17 protein-coding genes and 3 pseudogenes are annotated in these 17,809 nt (G+C 59.3%); 8 read left to right on the top strand and 12 right to left on the bottom strand.

Translation table 11 applies throughout. From position 1 onward, the window contains the following. Nucleotides 1-13 precede the first annotated feature (13 nt). Nucleotides 14-625, bottom strand: coding sequence for a LemA family protein (locus CKW20_RS01900; protein WP_095051417.1), 612 nt, complete (start codon nucleotides 623-625; stop codon nucleotides 14-16). A 236-nt stretch (nucleotides 626-861) separates the two neighbouring features. Between CKW20_RS01900 and bglX the strand changes: the two genes are divergently transcribed. Then, nucleotides 862-3,153: a beta-glucosidase BglX gene (gene bglX, locus CKW20_RS01895; protein ID WP_095051416.1), complete on the top strand. Its 2,292-nt coding sequence runs from the start codon at nucleotides 862-864 to the stop codon at nucleotides 3,151-3,153. A 53-nt stretch (nucleotides 3,154-3,206) separates the two neighbouring features. On the opposite strand, the gene CKW20_RS01890 is transcribed toward bglX, so the two are convergent. The 5 genes from CKW20_RS01890 to CKW20_RS01870 all read right to left on the bottom strand — a co-directional run bounded on the left by CKW20_RS01890 (nucleotide 3,207) and on the right by CKW20_RS01870 (nucleotide 7,524). Next, nucleotides 3,207-4,364 carry a phosphatidylserine/phosphatidylglycerophosphate/cardiolipin synthase family protein gene (locus tag CKW20_RS01890; RefSeq protein WP_095051415.1) on the bottom strand — a complete coding sequence of 386 codons (1,158 nt, stop codon included), beginning with the start codon at nucleotides 4,362-4,364 and terminating at the stop codon, nucleotides 3,207-3,209. 1 nt (nucleotide 4,365) lies between these two features. After that, nucleotides 4,366-4,956, bottom strand: coding sequence for a YceI family protein (locus CKW20_RS01885; RefSeq protein WP_095051414.1), 591 nt, complete (start codon nucleotides 4,954-4,956; stop codon nucleotides 4,366-4,368). A gap of 101 nt (nucleotides 4,957-5,057) precedes the next feature. Beyond that, nucleotides 5,058-5,387 (bottom strand): amidase, encoded by a 330-nt coding sequence (locus tag CKW20_RS01880; RefSeq protein WP_095051413.1) that lies wholly within the window; start codon nucleotides 5,385-5,387, stop codon nucleotides 5,058-5,060. After that, entirely contained in the window at nucleotides 5,384-6,478 is a 1,095-nt protein-coding gene (locus CKW20_RS01875; protein ID WP_095051412.1) for a serine hydrolase, read from the bottom strand. Before CKW20_RS01875 ends, CKW20_RS01880 begins: the two co-directional genes overlap by 4 nt. Nucleotides 6,479-6,642: 164 nt before the next feature. After that, the gene (locus tag CKW20_RS01870) at nucleotides 6,643-7,524 is read right to left on the bottom strand and encodes an acyl-CoA dehydrogenase (protein ID WP_095051411.1); all 882 of its coding nucleotides are present in this window, start codon (nucleotides 7,522-7,524) and stop codon (nucleotides 6,643-6,645) included. A 154-nt stretch (nucleotides 7,525-7,678) separates the two neighbouring features. Between CKW20_RS01870 and olsB the strand changes: the two genes are divergently transcribed. Together olsB and CKW20_RS01860 are read left to right on the top strand one after the other, a co-directional pair. Further along, nucleotides 7,679-8,434 (top strand): L-ornithine N(alpha)-acyltransferase, encoded by a 756-nt coding sequence (olsB, locus tag CKW20_RS01865; RefSeq protein ID WP_019580897.1) that lies wholly within the window; start codon nucleotides 7,679-7,681, stop codon nucleotides 8,432-8,434. After that, on the top strand, nucleotides 8,434-9,225 hold the full coding sequence (locus CKW20_RS01860) for a 1-acyl-sn-glycerol-3-phosphate acyltransferase (RefSeq protein ID WP_095051410.1): 792 nt from the start codon (nucleotides 8,434-8,436) through the stop codon (nucleotides 9,223-9,225). Before olsB ends, CKW20_RS01860 begins: the two co-directional genes overlap by 1 nt. Before the next feature lie 91 nt (nucleotides 9,226-9,316). Here the strand turns inward: CKW20_RS01860 and CKW20_RS28850 are convergent, their stop codons facing one another. Further along, entirely contained in the window at nucleotides 9,317-9,622 is a 306-nt protein-coding gene (locus CKW20_RS28850; protein ID WP_141228904.1) for a hypothetical protein, read from the bottom strand. 254 nt (nucleotides 9,623-9,876) lie between these two features. Beyond that, nucleotides 9,877-10,746, bottom strand: coding sequence for an RHS repeat-associated core domain-containing protein (locus CKW20_RS30075; RefSeq protein ID WP_095051409.1), 870 nt, complete (start codon nucleotides 10,744-10,746; stop codon nucleotides 9,877-9,879). A gap of 205 nt (nucleotides 10,747-10,951) precedes the next feature. On the opposite strand from CKW20_RS30075, the pseudogene CKW20_RS01850 reads away from it, so the two are divergent. Beyond that, nucleotides 10,952-11,518 (top strand): annotated as a pseudogene (locus CKW20_RS01850) (DUF2780 domain-containing protein). On the opposite strand, the pseudogene CKW20_RS01845 reads toward CKW20_RS01850, so the two are convergent. The 3 genes and pseudogenes from CKW20_RS01845 to CKW20_RS01835 form a co-directional block, all read right to left on the bottom strand. Next, a pseudogene (locus CKW20_RS01845) lies at nucleotides 11,517-11,807 on the bottom strand (1-acyl-sn-glycerol-3-phosphate acyltransferase); the annotation flags it as partial. The pseudogenes CKW20_RS01850 and CKW20_RS01845 sit on opposite strands and share 2 nt — an antisense overlap. A 90-nt stretch (nucleotides 11,808-11,897) precedes the next feature. After that, nucleotides 11,898-12,083 (bottom strand): annotated as a pseudogene (locus tag CKW20_RS01840) (glutathione S-transferase); the annotation flags it as partial. Between the two features lie 102 nt (nucleotides 12,084-12,185). After that, a complete protein-coding gene (locus CKW20_RS01835; RefSeq protein ID WP_095051408.1) occupies nucleotides 12,186-12,761 on the bottom strand; it encodes an ACP phosphodiesterase in 576 nt (191 codons plus the stop codon). Between the two features lie 154 nt (nucleotides 12,762-12,915). Between CKW20_RS01835 and CKW20_RS01830 the strand changes: the two genes are divergently transcribed. From CKW20_RS01830 to CKW20_RS01820, 3 genes are read left to right on the top strand one after another with little or no spacing between them, the layout of a single operon-like run. Further along, nucleotides 12,916-13,236, top strand: a complete 321-nt coding sequence (locus CKW20_RS01830) for a helix-turn-helix transcriptional regulator (protein WP_095051407.1) — start codon at nucleotides 12,916-12,918, stop codon at nucleotides 13,234-13,236. Nucleotides 13,237-13,238: 2 nt separating this feature from the next. Further along, complete coding sequence (locus tag CKW20_RS01825; RefSeq protein WP_095051406.1) at nucleotides 13,239-14,405, top strand: MFS transporter; 1,167 nt, start codon at nucleotides 13,239-13,241, stop codon at nucleotides 14,403-14,405. Between the two features lie 22 nt (nucleotides 14,406-14,427). Continuing rightward, a complete protein-coding gene (locus CKW20_RS01820; protein WP_095051405.1) occupies nucleotides 14,428-15,477 on the top strand; it encodes an alkene reductase in 1,050 nt (349 codons plus the stop codon). A 274-nt stretch (nucleotides 15,478-15,751) separates the two neighbouring features. On the opposite strand, the gene emhR is transcribed toward CKW20_RS01820, so the two are convergent. Next, nucleotides 15,752-16,384, bottom strand: a complete 633-nt coding sequence (gene emhR, locus CKW20_RS01815; RefSeq protein ID WP_095052238.1) for an efflux system transcriptional repressor EmhR — start codon at nucleotides 16,382-16,384, stop codon at nucleotides 15,752-15,754. A gap of 267 nt (nucleotides 16,385-16,651) precedes the next feature. Here emhR and CKW20_RS01810 point away from each other — a divergent pair, with 267 nt between their 5' ends. Then, nucleotides 16,652-17,809, top strand: coding sequence for an efflux RND transporter periplasmic adaptor subunit (locus CKW20_RS01810; RefSeq protein WP_095051404.1), 1,158 nt, complete (start codon nucleotides 16,652-16,654; stop codon nucleotides 17,807-17,809).

Raw genomic sequence — 17,809 nt, 5'->3', positions numbered from 1 at the left:
GCCGGTCCGGCGCTTACTGGAACTTCACTTCAGGCGCTTTCTCGGCACCGGGGCTGGTGGCCTCGAAAGTTTCGCGGATCGGCAAATCGCTGTACATCACGGTGTGCCACAAGCGACCGGGAAAGGTGCGAAGCTCGGTATTGTATTTCTGCACCGCGAGGATGAAGTCGCGGCGGGCCACGGCGATGCGGTTCTCGGTGCCTTCGAGTTGCGATTGCAGCGCCAGGAAGTTCTGGTTGGCCTTGAGGTCCGGATAGCGCTCGGACACAACCATCAACCGACTCAGCGCGCCGGTCAACTGATCCTGCGCCTGCTGGTACTGTTTGAGTTTTTCCGGATTGTCCAGCGTGCTGGCATCCACCTGAATCGACGTGGCCTTGGCGCGGGCTTCGATCACCGCGGTCAGGGTTTCCTGCTCATGCCGGGCATAGCCCTTGACGGTTTCGACCAGATTGGGAATCAGGTCAGCGCGACGCTGGTACTGGTTCTGCACCTGACCCCAGGCGCCCTTGGCTTGTTCGTCGAGGGTCGGGATCGTATTGATGCCGCAGCCGGCCAGCAATGTTGTCAGCCATATCAAGGCTGCAACCTGCACGCTCGACCGATAGTGATGTCGTACATTCATCTGGTTGATGCTCCCTTGCCTATGCCGTTGATGAAACAACCTGCGAACGCTGAACCCGCTCTTGGGGCATAATCTGCGCCGCTACTGGATTGCATCGAGCCAATGGGCTAAAAGATGCCCCCAGCGCTGACACACTGGGCAAATGTGCCGCATTACCTGAACAACAATAGTCGCTCCCTAAATTTTGGCTGACCGGCGCGTATTCACTGCCGTTCAGGCTTTTGAGAAAACCATTCATGAAGAAGCTGTGTTTGCTGGGCCTGTTCGTCAGCCTGGCCAGTCATACCGTATTGGCCGCCACGACGCCCGCACCTATAGAGAACAAGGACGCTTTCATCAGCGATCTGATGAAGCAAATGACCCTCGATGAAAAGATCGGCCAATTACGCCTGATCAGCATCGGTCCGGAAATGCCTCGGGAGATGATCCGCAAGGAGATCGCCGCCGGCAATATCGGCGGCACCTTCAACTCGATCACCCGCGCCGAAAACCGTCCGATGCAGGACGCGGCCATGCGCAGCCGGTTGAAGATCCCGATGTTCTTCGCCTATGACGTGATCCACGGCCACCGCACCATTTTCCCGATTCCCCTGGCCCTGGCCTCGAGCTGGGACATGGACGCCATTGGTCGCTCCGGGCGCATCGCCGCCCAGGAAGCGGCGGCTGACAGCCTCGACATCACCTTCGCGCCAATGGTCGACGTCTCCCGCGACCCACGCTGGGGCCGCACGTCCGAAGGCTTCGGCGAAGACACCTACCTGGTTTCGCGGATCGCCGGGGTGATGGTCAAGGCGCTCCAGGGCACCGGTGCGAACGCGGCCGACAGCATCATGGCCAGCGTCAAGCATTTTGCCTTGTACGGCGCGGTCGAGGGCGGTCGCGACTACAACGTCGTCGACATGAGCCCGGTCAAGATGTACCAGGACTACCTGCCGCCGTACCGCGCCGCCATTGACGCCGGTGCCGGCGGGGTGATGGTTGCGCTGAACTCGATCAACGGCGTGCCGGCTACCGCCAACACTTGGCTGATGAACGACCTGCTGCGCAAGGAATGGGGCTTCAAGGGCCTGGCAGTCAGCGATCACGGAGCGATTTTTGAGCTGATCAAGCACGGCGTCGCCGCTGACGGTCGCGAAGCCGCGAAGCTGGCGATCAAGGCCGGCATCGACATGAGCATGAACGACACCCTCTATGGCAAGGAATTGCCGGGGCTGCTGAAGGCCGGTGAGATCGAACAGAAAGACATCGACAACGCCGTGCGTGAAGTGCTCGCCGCCAAGTACGACATGGGCCTGTTCAAGGACCCGTACCTGCGCATCGGCAAGGCCGAGGATGACCCGGCCGACACCTACGCCGAAAGCCGCCTGCACCGCGCCGAGGCCCGTGATGTCGCGCGCCGCAGCCTGGTGTTGCTGAAGAACCAGGGCGAAACCCTGCCGCTGAAGAAAACCGCGAAAATCGCTCTGGTCGGTCCGCTGGCCAAGGCGCCGATCGACATGATGGGCAGTTGGGCCGCTGCTGGCCGTCCCGAGCAATCGGTGACTTTGTTCGACGGCATGACCAGTGCGCTTGGCGCGCAGTCGACGCTGATCTACGCCCGTGGCGCGAACATCACCAGCGACAAGAAAATCCTCGATTACCTGAACTTCCTCAACTTTGACGCGCCGGAAGTCGTGGATGATCCGCGCTCGGCCAATGTGTTGATCGATGAAGCGGTCAAGGCTGCCAAGCAAGCGGATGTGGTGGTGGCAGCGGTGGGCGAATCCCGTGGCATGTCCCACGAATCGTCGAGCCGCACCGACCTGAACATCCCGGCCGCCCAGCGCGAGCTGATCAAGGCGTTGAAAGCCACCGGCAAACCGCTGGTACTGGTGTTGATGAATGGCCGTCCGCTGTCGATTCTCGAAGAGAAAGAGCAGGCTGACGCGATTCTGGAAACCTGGTTCAGCGGCACCGAAGGCGGCAACGCCATCGCTGACGTGCTGTTCGGCGACTACAACCCGTCGGGCAAACTGCCGATCAGCGTCCCTCGCTCGGTGGGTCAGATTCCGACCTACTACAACCACCTGAGCATTGGCCGGCCGTTCACTCCGGGCAAACCGGGCAACTACACCTCGCAGTATTTCGAGGACACTACCGGGCCACTGTTCCCGTTCGGCTTCGGTCTGAGCTACACCAACTTCAGCCTGACCGACATGGCCCTGTCGTCGACCACACTGAACAAAACCGGCAAGCTCGACGCCAGCGTTGTGGTGAAGAACACCGGCAAGCGTGACGGCGAAACCGTGGTGCAGCTGTACATCCAGGACGTGACCGGTTCGATGATCCGCCCGGTCAAGGAGCTGAAGAACTTCCAGAAAGTAATGGTCAAGGCCGGCGAACAGAAAGTCGTGCACTTCACCATCACCGAGGATGACCTGAAGTTCTACAACGCCCAGCTCAAGTACGCCGCGGAACCGGGCAAGTTCAACGTGCAGATCGGCCTGGACTCCCAGGACGTGACTCAGCAGAGTTTTGAGTTGCTGTAATCCTGCGCACGAACTGATCGTTCCCACGCTCTGCGTGGGAACGATCTGAACGACTACCCCCGTCGATCCAGCAGATTCACCACCAGCCGATCCACCCATCCCCACACCCTTTGCTTGACCCGCCGCCACAACGGTCGGCGCTTCCATGCTTCGAGGCTGACTTCCTGGCTCAGGGCAAAATCGTTCTCGAAACTCGCCGCCACCGCCCGGGTCAGTCCGGGGTCCAGGGCTTCGAGGTTGGCTTCCAGATTGAAGCGCAGATTCCAGTGATCGAAGTTGCAGGAGCCGATGCTCACCCAGTCATCGATCAACACCATCTTCAGGTGCAGGAAACACGGCTGGTATTCGAAGATCTTTACCCCGGACCTGAGCAGACGCGGGTAGTAGCGATGCCCGGCGTAGCGCACCGACGGGTGATCAGTGCGCGGCCCGGTCAGCAGCAGACGCACATCGACGCCACGCGCCGCCGCCCGGCGCAGTGAGCGACGGACTTTCCAGGTCGGCAGGAAATACGGCGTGGCCAGCCAGATTCGGCGCTGGCCGCTGTTCAGCGCGCGAACCAGCGATTGCAGAATATCGCGGTGTTGGCGGGCGTCGGCATAGGCGACCCGGCCCATGCCCTCGCCCATGGCCGGCACTCGCGGCAGGCGCGGCAAACCGAAGTGCGCAGTGGGTTTCCAGGCACGCCGATGGCGGTTGGCGATCCATTGGCGGTCGAACAGCAACTGCCAGTCGATGACCAAGGGGCCGGTGATTTCCACCATCACTTCGTGCCATTCGCAGGTGTCTTCGCCCGGTGCCCAGAACTCATCGGTGACCCCGGTGCCGCCAACCACCGCCAGGCATTGATCCACCAGCAGCAGTTTGCGGTGGTCGCGATAAAAATTGCCCACCCAGCGGCGCCAGCTCAGGCGATTGTAGAAACGCAACTCGACACCGGCGGCCATCAGGCGCTGACGCAAAGTCAGGGTGAACGCCAGGCTGCCATAGTCATCGAACAGACAGCGCACCCGCACGCCGCGTTCGGCAGCCTGGACCAGCGCCTGAACCATGGCCTCGGCGCAGGCACCCGCCTCCACCAGGTACAGTTCCAGTTCGACTTGTTCTTCGGCGCGGGCAATTGCCACCAGCATGCGCGGAAAAAACTGCGGGCCATCGATCAGCAGTTCAAAGCGATTGCCGTCGCGCCACGGAAAAATTGCGCCGCGCATTTCAGCGCGCCGTGAAAATCAGCACCGCACCCACCGGCACCGACAGACTGATGGCCGACAAACCGGCAACCTTGCGCAAGCTTTCCAGGCCCGGGGCCAGGCCGAAATCTTCAGCGCTGATCACCAACGGTTCGAGGGTCACCACTTGGAAGCGTCGGTCATCGAGACGGGTCGCCAGCAGTTCGGCGTTGTATTGGTGTTGTTTGCCATGCAGGTTGACGGTCAGCGGCAGGCGCAACTCCAGTTGCGCACCGGGCGCCAGGTCGTTGATCGGTCGCAGATCGATTTGCGTCGTGATCAGTGCCTCAGGGAACGTCTGGATATCAAACAGCTCCTTGCGCATGCGTTCGTCACGCAACGGAATGCCACTGTTGACCGACTCCAGCTCGACCTCCACCTGAGCCAGGCCCTTGGGATCGACCTTACCGTGCAACACCAGAAAGCGCTGCACTTCAGAGATATTGGCGTTTTTAGTGCTGATGAACGACAGCCGCGAGGACTCGCCATCCAAGTACCAATTGGCCTGGGCCGACACGGTGACACCGGCCAGCAGCAGGGAAGCGAGGGTTTTAGAGAAGGACCGCTTGAACATAGAAACTCGGGGGCAGATAAACCTGAGCGAACCTTAACCGTCCGCGAGTCAGTTGCAAACCTGTAGCAGCTGCCGAAGGCTGCTACGGGGATAGGTGTAGTTCAGGGTTGCAGGCGACAACCCTGGCGTTCGCCGACCCAAACAGCACTGTTGCTGCGCCCGATACCACCCACCGTCACACGCTTGCTCGAGGCGTCATCGACGAAACCGCTGGTGGATAAATACTGCTTCACATAACCCTGGCAATACTCGGCCGAATTGTTCATCACATAGCGGCACGAGCAGTATTCCTTGGCGGTATAGGCGCTAATGATGTCCGGGAACGCCCACAACGCGACACGTTCCTGCCAGACCCAGCCGAACAAGACGATCAGCAGTACCAATAACAGCGTGCTGAGCGGTCGACGGCGAACAAAACCATGGCGGCTCATGGCTGCACCTTCATGGCAAACGCCTTGAGCGCGAGCCTGAGCAATTCGTTGTGCCGATAACCCCCATCGCGATCATCGCCGTAGCGCACAATCACCAGGTTTTCGCTGGGAATCACGTACATCGCCTGGCCCCAATGGCCCAGCGCGGCGAAGGTGTCGGCAGGGGCGTCAGGCCAGGGTTGGGTCGCGCCATCCATTGCGCGATTGAGCCACCAATGCCCGCCGGGCACTGCTTCATCCTGGTTGGCTTGATAGCGGGCGAAAGGCTCACGGCTGAAGTCGACCCAATCCTTGGGTAGCAGTTGCCGCTCCCGCCAACGACCGTCGCGCGACATCAACAGGCCGACCCGCGCCAGGTCCCGGGCGGTGAGGTAGGCGTAGGACGATGCGACAAACGTCCCCGTGGCATCCGCCTCCCACACCGCACTGCGAATCCCCAAGGGCTCGAACAGTGCGGTCCACGGATAATCCGGATAACGGGCCGGGCCGACGATGGTTTTAAGCGCAGCGGACAGCAGATTGCTGTCGCCGCTGGAGTAGCGGAATGCCTGACCGGGTTTGGCGTACTTGTCGTGGTCGGCGGTGAACGCGGCCATGTCGCGGTGACCACGGGTGTAGAGCATGGCCACCACCGAGGACTTCAATGGGGCGTATTCGTAGTCTTCCTGCCAGTCCAGGCCCGAGGCCCAGTGCAGCAGGTCGGCCATGGTCATGGCGGGGTGTTTTTCCAGCGGCGGATAGAACTTCTGCACCGGATCCTGGAGTTTGAACAGGTCTTCGCCATAGGCCACACCGAGGACTGTGGCCATGAGGCTTTTGCTGATCGACCAGGTCAGGTGCGGTGTTTCAGCAGTGGTCGGGCCGGCGTAGCGTTCGTAGACGAGTTGGCCGTCGCGGATCACCAGCAAGGCATCGGTGCGAATGCCTTGGTGAGTGGCATCGTCGCGGGGCGGAAAAGCGTAGTTTTCCAGGGTTTGAAGTGCCGGGCCGGTGACTTTCGGGCCGGGCAGCCATTGCTCGGCCGGCCAGTTTTCGGCTTGGGCCGCGAGGCTGAGCAGCAGCATGAAAATCAGGGACAAGCCTTTGAACATGGGGGGCGCTCGGAGGGATGAACCTGCAGAGCCTAGTCGAGGTTGATGACAGTTCCGGGATTTGCGTTGCCAATGAGGCCGCCTTCGCGGGCAAGCCTCGCTCCTACAGGGATAACACTGAAACCTGTAGGAGCGAGGCTTGCCCGCGAAGGGTCCCTTCAGCCTTACGACAATCCCGCCAACGCCTTGGCCAACCGCTTCCCTCGCGCCCCTGCCGCCAAATCCATCACGGTCTGATCGCGCTGCCACATCTGCGCCCATTCTGGCGGGCCATCGGTCAGGGCCTGATTCACTTCAGCCTTGAGCCCATCGAACTGCGCAAACAACCCCCCCAACAATACATGCCCGGCCGGATTGTTCGGCGCCTGGCGGCTGACTTCCGCACACCCGGCCAGCAGCGCCAGCAAACGCAGTTGCAAGGTTTGCGGCCAGTCGCTGTCCTGGCCGACACCGAACAGCCACGCAGTCATGGCGCTCAGCACATAGATGTCTTCCAGGGTGCGGAACGGTTTGACGTAAGCATCCCACCCATCCCCCGCCAGTAATTCGCACAGCGCGTTGTCGAGAAACAGCCGGCCGTGGCCTATGTCCGGCATCAGCGGCATCGGAGCGAGCTTTTCCAGACGTACACCCGGTTCGCCGGGGTAAACCACCGCAAGGTTCAAGCGCGGCACTTCGCCGGGCTCTTCACTGCGAGCGGCGACCAGCAGCCAGTCGGCGGCATCGCCGGCGGTGACGAAATCCTTACGCCCGCTCAGGCGCAGATCGCGCAGCCGGGTCTGCATGTCCGCCACCCGCAAGCTGCGCTGTTCGGTCGCGCACAACGCGCCGAGGCTCAGCGGCGCGCTCGGCCAGAGCATACGCAACGCCGCCTGATAGCCCACCAGAAACGCCAGCCCTGGCGTCGTCATCAACCGTCCGCCGGCCACCGCCAATTCGAACGGCGACACCGCGCCCAATTGTTGCAACAAGGCTGCGAACCCTTCGCCCAAATCAGGATTGGCGGGCAGACGATCGCGGCGTTTCAACAGGGTTTGCCAGGGCATAAGAGGCTCCTCAAAGGCTGTCATATAAGCATCACCAAAGCTTCATGGCGATGACACCGGGGCTACATAGCCTGACTTTGCACAACACGGCTGCATAAAGAAAGTCGATCGGCTGCAACCCAAGACGGGTGGCCAGCCCGTACGGAGACTCACAATGACTCAGATCGCCCGCATCAGCGACACCGGCAATGAACGCCGCCTGCAAGCCGAACGCCTGGTGGGCGCCGAGGCGTTGCAGGAAGCCCAGGCCTTGCGCTTCAACGTGTTCAGCGGCGAATTCAACGCCAGGCTGAAGGGCGCGGAGTTGGGTCTGGACATGGATGACTATGATGTTCACTGCGCCCACATCGGCGTGCGTGACTTGAACACCGGACGCCTGGTGGCGACCACCCGGTTGCTCGACCACACGGCCGCCAGCAGCCTGGGCAAGTTCTACAGCGAAGAAGAATTCAGCCTGCATGGCCTGGTCCATCTGAAAGGCCCGATCCTGGAAATCGGTCGCACCTGCGTCGACCCGGCCTACCGCAACGGCGGCACTATCGCCGTGCTCTGGGGTGAACTGGCCGAAGTGTTGAACCAGGGCGGCTACAGCTATTTGATGGGGTGCGCGAGCATTCCGATGCAGGATGGCGGCATTCAAGCCCACGCGATCATGCAGCGCCTGCGCGAACGCTACCTGTGCACCGAACACCTGCGGGCCGAGCCGAAAAAGCCACTGCCGACGCTGGATATTCCGTCCAATGTCATCGCCGAAATGCCGCCGCTGCTCAAGGCCTACATGCGCCTGGGCGCGAAAATCTGCGGCGAGCCGTGCTGGGACGAGGACTTCCAGGTGGCCGACGTGTTCATCCTGCTCAAGCGCGACGAGCTCTGCCCGCGCTACGCCAAGCACTTCAAGGCGGCTGTGTAATGAGCCGCTTGCGGGTGTACGCGCGAATTGCGCGAGTGCTTTTGGTGGTGACGCTGGGCTTGAGCATGGCCAGTGTGTTCGGGTTGTTCGAGCGACTGGGGATTGCCCATTCGATGGTCCGCCGCCAGCGCTGGTCGCGGTTTTTCATGGCGCGGTTGAGCAATGCCCTGCCCTTTCGCGTAACCGTGCATGGTGAGCTGCCCAAGCAACCGATGCTCTGGGTCAGCAATCACGTGTCCTGGACCGACATTCCGCTGCTGGGCATGCTCACGCCGCTGTCATTCCTGTCCAAGGCCGAAGTACGCACCTGGCCGGTGGCGGGCTGGTTGGCGGCCAAGGCCGGCAGCCTGTTCATTCGCCGTGGTTCAGGCGACAGTCAGTTGATCCGCAAACAAATGACCCGTCATCTGGAGCAAGAGCACCCGCTACTGATGTTCCCGGAAGGCACCACCACCGATGGCCGTTCGTTGCGCACGTTTCATGGTCGTTTGCTGTCGGCAGCGATCGATTCCGAAGTGGCGCTGCAACCGGTTGCGATTCGTTATCTGCGCGATGGCGAGCTCGATACCCTGGCACCGTTCATTGGCGATGATGATTTGCTGTCGCATCTGATGCGCTTGTTCGCCAATGATCGGGGAGAGGTAGAGATTCACCTGCTCAAACCGATCGAGTGCCAGGACCGGGAGCGTGCGGCGCTGGCGTTCGAGGCGCAGCAGGCGGTGCAGAAGGCGTTGTTTGGGGCGATTCCGCAGACACAACAGGAGCCGCTACGCCCGGCTATAGCGGCCTGATACAAATCCCCTGTGGGAGCGGCATCAAATCATCATGGGTGCCGTCGCTTAACATGAGTGAGTTGTTGCTGATTGGAGTTAACTGGCAAAATTATCCGAAGCCCGAAGCGTTGTTATCTATTATGGATGTGGAATTTCTCGTGGCTGAAATATTTGAATTCAATGACCGCGGTACCGAAGTGAACGGTGCAAGTTGTGCTTGTGGCTCGCCGTTGAAGCCAAGCAGGCTGAGTAGGCCGTTGCCGGGATGGCGGTGAGCATAGGGTGTGCAGGCCTGTGGATTCGCCTCTTCTGCGGCCACCACATTTAATACCGAACCTTGTTGATCGGTAGCGAGCAAGCGCGTTTCCACTGTGCTGCTTTGGTCCTTTTGCCGGGTTTCTCGATTGAGCTCCATCGCCGAGCTTCCTTAGTGAGTTTTCCACCCAGAGATTTACTGTCGTGCAATAGTCTTGATCTGCCTATTAGCAGATCTGATAGGTACATGTAAAATCAGGTGTTCGAGTCTGGCGGTGAGTTCGATGCAGGTTCCGAAAAAATGTGTTTTTTTCGCCCAAATTATTTTATACAGCGAGAACAATAACCAAATAAAGACCTAACAATATATACCTATTCTATATATCTACATCTATATACATATATATCTTCAAGTCACCGTCGACCTCGTAAATGCGCTAGTTCTTCCCTTATACTTTGAAGTGTCTCAGTGATGCTGTCAGGGAGCTGGTCCCGTGGAATATGGCTGGTGTTATCCCTTATTCTCTGACGGTGCGCTCTAAGCTCATTAATTCTGGTTTGGTTCCTCCCCGGTCGGATCCTTGGGGCTTCCTCAGGAAAAGGATATCGAGGGGGCAGCACGGTACGATCTCGATCCGGTGTATTGCTGCTTCGCACTCCCGATGAAGCCAGGTTTTCTCTTGAAGAGTAAGGAGGGGGCAAAATGTCTTGAGCTGAATAAGGTGGTGGAAGTTCATTGGGTTCTCGTAAGAACATGCGGTTGTTCGGAGTAAGCGTCTCGGGTGAATAAGGTGGTGGGCTTGCGGGCCTAATTGTCGTTGGAGTGGAAGCATTTTGCGCGACTGCATCTTCGTAGGTGAGATGAACTCGGGCTGAACGAGGTGTACGTCCGAAAATATTTTGTACTCCCTTGAACAAGTTCCCAATATGACCTGTTGGATCCACTCGATTCACCGGATCCCCCACACAATACGCATACGCATTTAACCCACCCTCCCCAAATGGACTCCAACTGTCCGGGCTGTTGAACCGCATTAACACCGGGTTAAACGCCCGATAGCCATTGCCCAGCAAATGATGCCCGGTCATTGGCTCCGAAAGCTCGCCGTTGAAGCCAAGCAGGCTAAGCAAGCCGTTGTCGGGATGGCGGTGACCATAGGGTGTGTAGGCCTGTGGATTCGGGCCCGTTGTCGTCAGCACACTCAACACCGAACTCTGTTGATCAGTGGCGAGCAAGCGTGTTTCTACAATGCGGTTCTGCCGGGTTTCTCGATTGAGTTGCATCGCAGGGCTTCCTGAATGAGCGTTCGATCCAAAGTGCTACTGTCGTCCAGTTGACCGGTTGTGCCTACTAGCAAAACTGATAGGGTCGGACAACGCAGTAATAAATGGAAGGATGTACGAGGAACATGAGCACCCGTAGCCATTCAAATCGGCAGTTTTATCGCCACTGAATCGGGGGAGGTTCATCGTATAAGAGGATGTCTGGATGAAGATTTCACGCGGTATTGCACTGGCATCACTCATGACTCTGGCGGGCAGCCCCGTCTTCGCTCAGTTCAGCCTGAGTGACGCGGCCAATGCCATTTCGGGGATGAAGGGCGACAACGCGGCGACCGATGCCGTGCCGACTTCGCAGACGGCAGATCTGCTCGGTGCACTCAGCCAATTGAACGTGACGACCGCAACAAGCGATCGGCGGGACGGGGGCGATGCTGGGGTTGGCGAAGAATCAGTTGAGCTCGACGGACTATTCGGAACTGGCCAAGAGCGTGCCGGGGATCGATAAATTGTCGGGCGGTGGTGAATTGGGTGCGCTCGCCGGTTTGCTCGGGTCAAGCGGCAAGGCCGCCGGGCTGGACAACGCCTTGGGCGCCGTCAAGGACACTAATGACCTGAACAACGAGCCCAGGGCATGGACGGCGGCATGATCGGCCAGTTTGCTCCGGTGATCCTGCAATACCTCGGTCAGCAAGGCGTCGGCGGTTCGCTGCTGCAAAGCTTGAGCGGGATCTGGGGCATCAGCGCAGACACAGGCATCGGCAGTTGGATCTGATTTCCAGATCCTTGCCGGCCAGCTCCGGATACTTCGCCAGGAAAGCCTCGGTGTAGCGCTTCATGAACGGGTAATCCAGCGTTCACCATGCCAGCCCCAGGAACGGTACCCAGATCAGCTCTTTCTTGAGGAAGAATTTGAAAAATGGCGTGCGCCGGTTCAGCGTCTGGATCAACACCGGAATATCTACCCAGGATCGATGATTGCTGATCACCAGATACGCAGTGTCGCGTCGCAGATCGTCACTACCGCGAATGTCCCATAGGGTGGGGATGCAGAAGCGAAAGACCTATCAACATTTGTTGCGAGCGACGAACTTCTTTAATATTTTTTGGCCGAAATTCTTTCTTGTTCCTACTAAAATATCAAAGTAAATAACGACCTTCGGCATCGTCGCAATCATCGACGGCCGCTGGCTGGCCTCGAAATACCACGCAGCCAATTGCGGATTGGCCGCGCGCAAATCTATACAGCCCAGCGCACAGGCCACGCTGATCGCGGCGATGTCAAAGGTCAGCTCGGCGATCGCGTCCTTTTCCAGCAGTGCCAATGCGCGGCGAATCTGAATACCTCTCAATTGCCTAAGTGCCGAATGAAAAAGTGATAGGGCGGGATGAAAATAATTTTGATTCCATCAATCGTAGACCCCATCGCGGGCAAGCCACGCTCAAATTCGCGGTGTCGCTGAGAATGCCTGCAACTCGGGATAGAACAACCGAAAATCCTCGCTCAACGGTTCATACAACAACCGCAACTCCTGCATCGCTGCGGCCAGTTCCTCCGGCCGGGTCAACCTGCGCGAAATCCCCCGAAGCACCTGCTCCAACACCGCGAATTCCCGGTAAGAACCCAACCAGTCATTGGCCATCATGTGTGGCGCAATCCGCGCCAGGCGTTCCGGCAGTTGCGGCTCGGCGGACAGCACCCGGTACACATCCGAGGTGAATTGCTCCAGTGGCCGGTCGGCGTACAGCGTCCAGTCCCGTGCCAGGCAATGGTCGAAAAACACGTCGAGCACGATTCCGGCGTAACGCCTGCGCGTGATCGAAAACCGCGACAAGGCGATGTCCACCAGCGGATGGCGATCGGTAAACACGTCAATGCTGCGGTGCAACTGGATGGCCGCCTCGATCTCCGGATCGAACTGCCCTTGCAGTCGTCCTTTGACGAAATCGCCATACAGACTGCCGAGCATTTGACCGGGGCGCTGGCCACCGAGGTGCAGATGTGCGAGATAGTTCATGCGCGCAGCTTAGCACTGCGCCACCCATATCGTTATAACCCGATATACCGATTTACGCGGTCATCAGATCGAATTCATATTGGTATATCGCGAAGTACCGATTTAAAGTTCGCCTCATCGCGATATAGCGTTTTACTCATCACGAGCCCAAACCATGACCATCGACCTCGACGAAATAATAAAAGCGCTGGCACACCCAGTACGCCGAGACATCCTCATCTGGCTGAAAGACCCCAAGGTTCAGTTCCCGGAGCAGATCCACAACCACGAGTACGGCATTTGCGCCGGACAGATCGATCAACGCTGCGGCCTGTCGCAGTCGACCGTGTCCGCCCATTTGGCGACGTTGCAACGGGCGGGACTGATCAGCAGCCAGAAAGCCGGTCAATGGCACTTTTTCAAACGCAACGAGGACGTGATTCAGGCGTTCCTCGACGCCATCGTCAAGGAGCTCCGCGCTCCGACAAGGAACTGACAATGCCCCTCTCGCTACTCATTCTGGCCTTGAGCGCCTTCGCCATCGGCACCACCGAGTTCGTCATCATGGGCCTGTTGCCCGAAGTGGCGGCCGATCTCGGTGTGTCGATCCCCGGCGCCGGCTGGCTGGTGACCGGTTACGCCCTGGGCGTGGCCATCGGTGCGCCGTTCATGGCACTGGCCACCGCCAGACTGCCGCGCAAGGCCGCATTGGTAGCGTTGATGGGCATCTTCATCATCGGCAACCTGCTCTGCGCCCTGGCCAGTGACTACAACGTTTTGATGTTTGCCCGTGTGGTCACCGCGCTGTGTCACGGCGCCTTCTTCGGCATCGGCTCGGTGGTGGCGGCAGGTCTGGTGCCGGCCAACAAACGTGCGTCGGCCGTGGCCCTGATGTTCACCGGCCTGACCCTGGCCAACGTCCTCGGCGTGCCGCTGGGCACTGCGCTCGGTCAGGAAGCCGGCTGGCGTTCGACCTTCTGGGCGGTGACCGTGATCGGTGTGATTGCACTGATCGGCCTGATCCGCTTCCTGCCGGCCAAGCGCGATGAAGAGAAACTCGACATGCGCGCCGAACTGCGCGCCCTCAAAGGCGCCGGCATCTGGCTGTCGTTGAGCATGACCGCATTATTCGCTGCCTCGGTCTTCACCTTGTTCACCTACGTCGCGCCTCTATTGGGCGAGGTCACCGGAGTCTCGCCGCGCGGCGTGACCTGGACCTTGATGCTCATCGGCCTGGGCCTGACGGTCGGCAACATCATCGGCGGCAAGCTGGCGGACAAAAGCATGGCGGCGACGCTGATCGGCGTGTTCATCACCATGGCCGTGGTTTCCACCGTACTGACCTGGACCAGTGTCGCGGTGATTCCAACCGAAATCACCTTGTTCCTCTGGGCCACCGCGTGCTTCGCCGCTGTACCCGCCCTGCAAGTGAACGTTGTGACCTACGGCAAGGCGGCACCGAACCTGGTATCGACCCTGAACATCGGCGCTTTCAACGTTGGCAACGCGCTCGGTGCCTGGGTCGGTGGCAGCGTCATTGCCCACGGCTTCGGTCTCACCAGCGTGCCGCTCGCGGCAGCCGCACTGGCGGTACTCGCCCTGCTGGTGACCCTGATTACTTTCCGTCAGAGCGGTAATCCCGAACTGGCCCCTGCTACCAACTGATACCTCACGAGGGTTGTATTAAATGACGACTATTTTCGATCCGATCAAACTGGGCGACCTCGAGTTGGCCAACCGCATCATCATGGCGCCGCTGACCCGCTGCCGCGCCGACGAAGGCCGTGTACCGAACGCGCTGATGGCCGAGTACTACGTGCAACGCGCCTCCGCCGGCCTGATCCTCAGCGAAGCCACGTCGGTGACACCAATCGGCGTGGGCTACCCGGACACTCCCGGCATCTGGTCCAACGATCAGGTGCGCGGCTGGAGCAACGTGACCAAAGCAATCCACGGCGCTGGCGGCAAAATTTTCCTGCAACTGTGGCACGTGGGTCGGATTTCCCACCCCTTGTACCTGAACGGCGAGGCACCGGTCGCGCCGAGCGCCATCCAGCCTAAGGGTCATGTCAGCCTGGTTCGCCCATTGGCCGATTTCCCAACTCCGCGCGCCCTGGAAACCGCTGAAATCGCCGACATCATCGACGCTTACCGCGTGGGTGCCGAGAACGCCAAGGCGGCCGGTTTCGACGGTGTGGAAATCCACGGCGCCAACGGTTACCTGCTCGACCAGTTCCTGCAAAGCAGTACCAACCAGCGCACCGACAACTACGGCGGCTCCCTGGAAAACCGTGCACGTCTGTTGCTGGAAGTGACCGATGCGGCCATCGAAGTCTGGGGCGCGGGCCGCGTGGGTGTGCACCTGTCACCGCGTGCCGACCTCCATGACATGGGCGACGACAACCTGTCCGAGACCTTCACCTACGTCGCTCGCGAATTGGGCAAACGCGGCATCGCCTTCATTTGCTCGCGCGAGAAAGAAGCCGGCGACAGCCTCGGCCCACAACTGAAAGAAGCCTTCGGCGGCCCGTACATCGCCAACGAGCGCTTCACCAAGGACAGCGCCAACGAGTGGCTGGTCAGCGGCAAGGCTGACGCGGTGGCGTTCGGTGTACCGTTCATTGCCAACCCGGATCTGCCGGCACGTTTGAAGGCCGATGCGCCGTTGAACGAGGCGCGTCCGGAATTTTTCTACGGCAAGGGTCCGGTGGGTTATATCGACTATCCAGCGTTGTAAGCGTGCGCCGTTGAAACGCAAAAGCCCCGACTCGAAAGAGCCGGGGCTTTTGCTTATGGAAGATAAGGAGCGTCCGCCGCGGCCTGAGCCTTCGGGGTGTGATCACACTCATTCACAAACACGACACAAAATCCCTACAAAATACGTAGCTCGCTACCTATCAACCTGGCGATTGTACGTATATAAAAGCACCCCATTACAGAAAGGCGAGCGAAATAAAGACGTTTGCCCGCTTCAAGTCTTGACACAATCGGATCCAATTACGCATTTTGTTTCAATTGCGCAGGCTGGGACTCAAGCGCAGCATATCCAGCCCTGTATCGACACAGCGCTCGGCTTCGGTGTGCAGTTGAAAACTGTCGGGAGCCAATAGCCACTGATACAGGGTGCCATCGATGTACGCATGCAGGCTGATGGCCGCGCGGGCAGTGTCGAGGTCTTCCGGCAATTGCCCGCGATTCACCGCATTACTCAGGGCCAGAGCGATTCGCACATTGCAATCGAGACTGGCCGTTCGGCGCTGCTGGCGCAGGTCGCACATTTCATCGGTGAATTCACACTTATGAAACAGAATCTCGTTGATGCGTCGGGTTTTCGGGTCCAGGGCAACTTGATGAAACAAATGAATCAGCAGCTTGCGCATGCAGCCCAGCGGATCGAGTTCATCTTCGCTTTCACTGGCCTTGGCCAATTCATCCAGCGGCTCATGCAAGGTATCGAGCATCGCCTGCACCAGATCCGCCTTGTTGCTGAAATGCCAGTAGATGGCCCCGCGAGTCACGCCGGCCAGGGTAGCGATATCCGCCAGCGTCGTGCGTGCCACGCCCCGTTCATAAAAGGCTTTTTCTGCCGCTTCGAGTATCTGGCTTCGGGTTTCTTGAGCTTCCTCTTTGGTACGTCGGACCATGGCAGTAAAAACCTCAATCAGGGTGTGCTTCAGCGATGTCTGAACATCCACTGAACAAAAGTGGGGCGAGCCCTCTTGGGCTTCGTCTGCGGCCTACAATTCAAACCTTTGAACGGCTTTTGTAACCGTGTGGGTCACCGCCAAGGGCCTTTACAAACAACCATGAACGTAAGTATATTCCTTAGCAAGCTACTTATCCACCCGGCAAAATTTTTTTACCCTTCTACATTTCTTGTGCGCAATTTGCGCGCCTGACCGAGGATCTTCATGCAATTCAAGCCAGCTGTTACCGCTCTGGTTACTGCCGTCGCCCTGGCATCGCTGCTCAGCGGATGTAAAAAGGAAGAGGCGGCACCTGCCGCACCACCCCCTCAGGTCGGCGTCGTAACCCTGCAACCTCAAGCCTTCACCCTGACGTCCGAACTTCCAGGGCGCACCAGTGCGTTCCGCATTGCCGAAGTTCGCCCACAGGTCAATGGCATCATTCTCAAACGACTGTTCAAGGAAGGCGGCGACGTCAAGGCTGGTCAGCAGCTCTATCAAATCGACCCATCGGTCTATGACGCGACCCTGAAAAGCGCTGAAGCCAACCTGCGTTCGACCAAGTCGATCTCTGACCGCTACAAGCAACTGGTCGACGAACAGGCTGTCAGCCGTCAGGAATACGACACCGCGCTGGCCAACCGCCTGCAATCGGAAGCGTCCCTGCAGACCGCCCAGATCAATGTGCGTTACACCAAGGTCTACGCACCGATCTCCGGTCGCATCGGCCGTTCGTCGGTGACCGAAGGCGCGCTGGTCAGCAGCGGCCAGTCCGACGCCATGGCAGTCATTCAGCAACTGGATCCGATCTACGTCGACGTCACCCAGTCTTCAGTAGAGCTGCTTGAGCTACGCCGCGAACTGGAAAGCGGTCGTCTGCAAAAGGCTGGCGATAATGCCGCCGCGGTCAAGCTGACTCTCGAGGACGGCAGCCAGTACACGCTGGACGGCAAGCTCGAGTTCTCCGAAGTTTCGGTTGACCAGACCACCGGCTCCGTGACCCTGCGTGCCGTGTTCCCGAACCCTGATCACACACTGCTGCCGGGTATGTTCGTTCACGCTCAGTTGCAGGCCGGTGTGGACAGCGCGGCGATTCTGGCCCCGCAACAAGGCGTGACACGCGACCTCAAGGGCTCTCCGACCGCGCTGGTCGTCGGTCCGGACAACAAGGTCGAACTGCGTCAGCTCAAGGCCAGCCGCACTGTCGGTAACCAATGGCTGATTGAAGACGGTCTGAAGGCAGGTGATCGCGTGATCACCGAAGGGCTGCAATTCGTCAGACCTGGCGTTGAAGTCAAGGCCACTGAAGCCACTAACGTTGGCATAAAGAGCCCGGCCCCCGCACAGGCAGCTAATACAGCTGTCGGCGGTAAAGGGGAGTAA

This window comes from Pseudomonas sp. Irchel s3b2, assembly GCF_900187445.1.
Taxonomy (GTDB): Bacteria; Pseudomonadota; Gammaproteobacteria; order Pseudomonadales; family Pseudomonadaceae; genus Aquipseudomonas.
The sequence above is the reverse complement of the archived record's forward strand: the minus strand, read 5'-3'. Positions and strand labels throughout refer to the sequence as shown.

What these genes read in the sequence shown, in the direction of transcription:
- CKW20_RS01835 (WP_095051408.1), bottom strand. Translation starts at nt 12,761, where the DNA reads ATGAACTATCTCGCACATCTGCACCTCGGTGGCCAGCGCCCCGGTCAA.
- CKW20_RS01870 (WP_095051411.1), bottom strand. Translation starts at nt 7,524, where the DNA reads ATGCCCTGGCAAACCCTGTTGAAACGCCGCGATCGTCTGCCCGCCAAT.
- bglX (WP_095051416.1), top strand. Translation starts at nt 862, where the DNA reads ATGAAGAAGCTGTGTTTGCTGGGCCTGTTCGTCAGCCTGGCCAGTCAT.
- CKW20_RS30075 (WP_095051409.1), bottom strand. Translation starts at nt 10,746, where the DNA reads ATGCAACTCAATCGAGAAACCCGGCAGAACCGCATTGTAGAAACACGC.
- CKW20_RS01875 (WP_095051412.1), bottom strand. Translation starts at nt 6,478, where the DNA reads ATGTTCAAAGGCTTGTCCCTGATTTTCATGCTGCTGCTCAGCCTCGCG.
- CKW20_RS01860 (WP_095051410.1), top strand. Translation starts at nt 8,434, where the DNA reads ATGAGCCGCTTGCGGGTGTACGCGCGAATTGCGCGAGTGCTTTTGGTG.
- CKW20_RS01885 (WP_095051414.1), bottom strand. Translation starts at nt 4,956, where the DNA reads ATGTTCAAGCGGTCCTTCTCTAAAACCCTCGCTTCCCTGCTGCTGGCC.
- CKW20_RS01830 (WP_095051407.1), top strand. Translation starts at nt 12,916, where the DNA reads ATGACCATCGACCTCGACGAAATAATAAAAGCGCTGGCACACCCAGTA.
- CKW20_RS01880 (WP_095051413.1), bottom strand. Translation starts at nt 5,387, where the DNA reads ATGAGCCGCCATGGTTTTGTTCGCCGTCGACCGCTCAGCACGCTGTTA.
- CKW20_RS01820 (WP_095051405.1), top strand. Translation starts at nt 14,428, where the DNA reads ATGACGACTATTTTCGATCCGATCAAACTGGGCGACCTCGAGTTGGCC.
- CKW20_RS01825 (WP_095051406.1), top strand. Translation starts at nt 13,239, where the DNA reads ATGCCCCTCTCGCTACTCATTCTGGCCTTGAGCGCCTTCGCCATCGGC.
- CKW20_RS01890 (WP_095051415.1), bottom strand. Translation starts at nt 4,364, where the DNA reads ATGCGCGGCGCAATTTTTCCGTGGCGCGACGGCAATCGCTTTGAACTG.
- CKW20_RS01900 (WP_095051417.1), bottom strand. Translation starts at nt 625, where the DNA reads ATGAATGTACGACATCACTATCGGTCGAGCGTGCAGGTTGCAGCCTTG.
- CKW20_RS01810 (WP_095051404.1), top strand. Translation starts at nt 16,652, where the DNA reads ATGCAATTCAAGCCAGCTGTTACCGCTCTGGTTACTGCCGTCGCCCTG.
- CKW20_RS28850 (WP_141228904.1), bottom strand. Translation starts at nt 9,622, where the DNA reads ATGGAGCTCAATCGAGAAACCCGGCAAAAGGACCAAAGCAGCACAGTG.
- olsB (WP_019580897.1), top strand. Translation starts at nt 7,679, where the DNA reads ATGACTCAGATCGCCCGCATCAGCGACACCGGCAATGAACGCCGCCTG.
- emhR (WP_095052238.1), bottom strand. Translation starts at nt 16,384, where the DNA reads ATGGTCCGACGTACCAAAGAGGAAGCTCAAGAAACCCGAAGCCAGATA.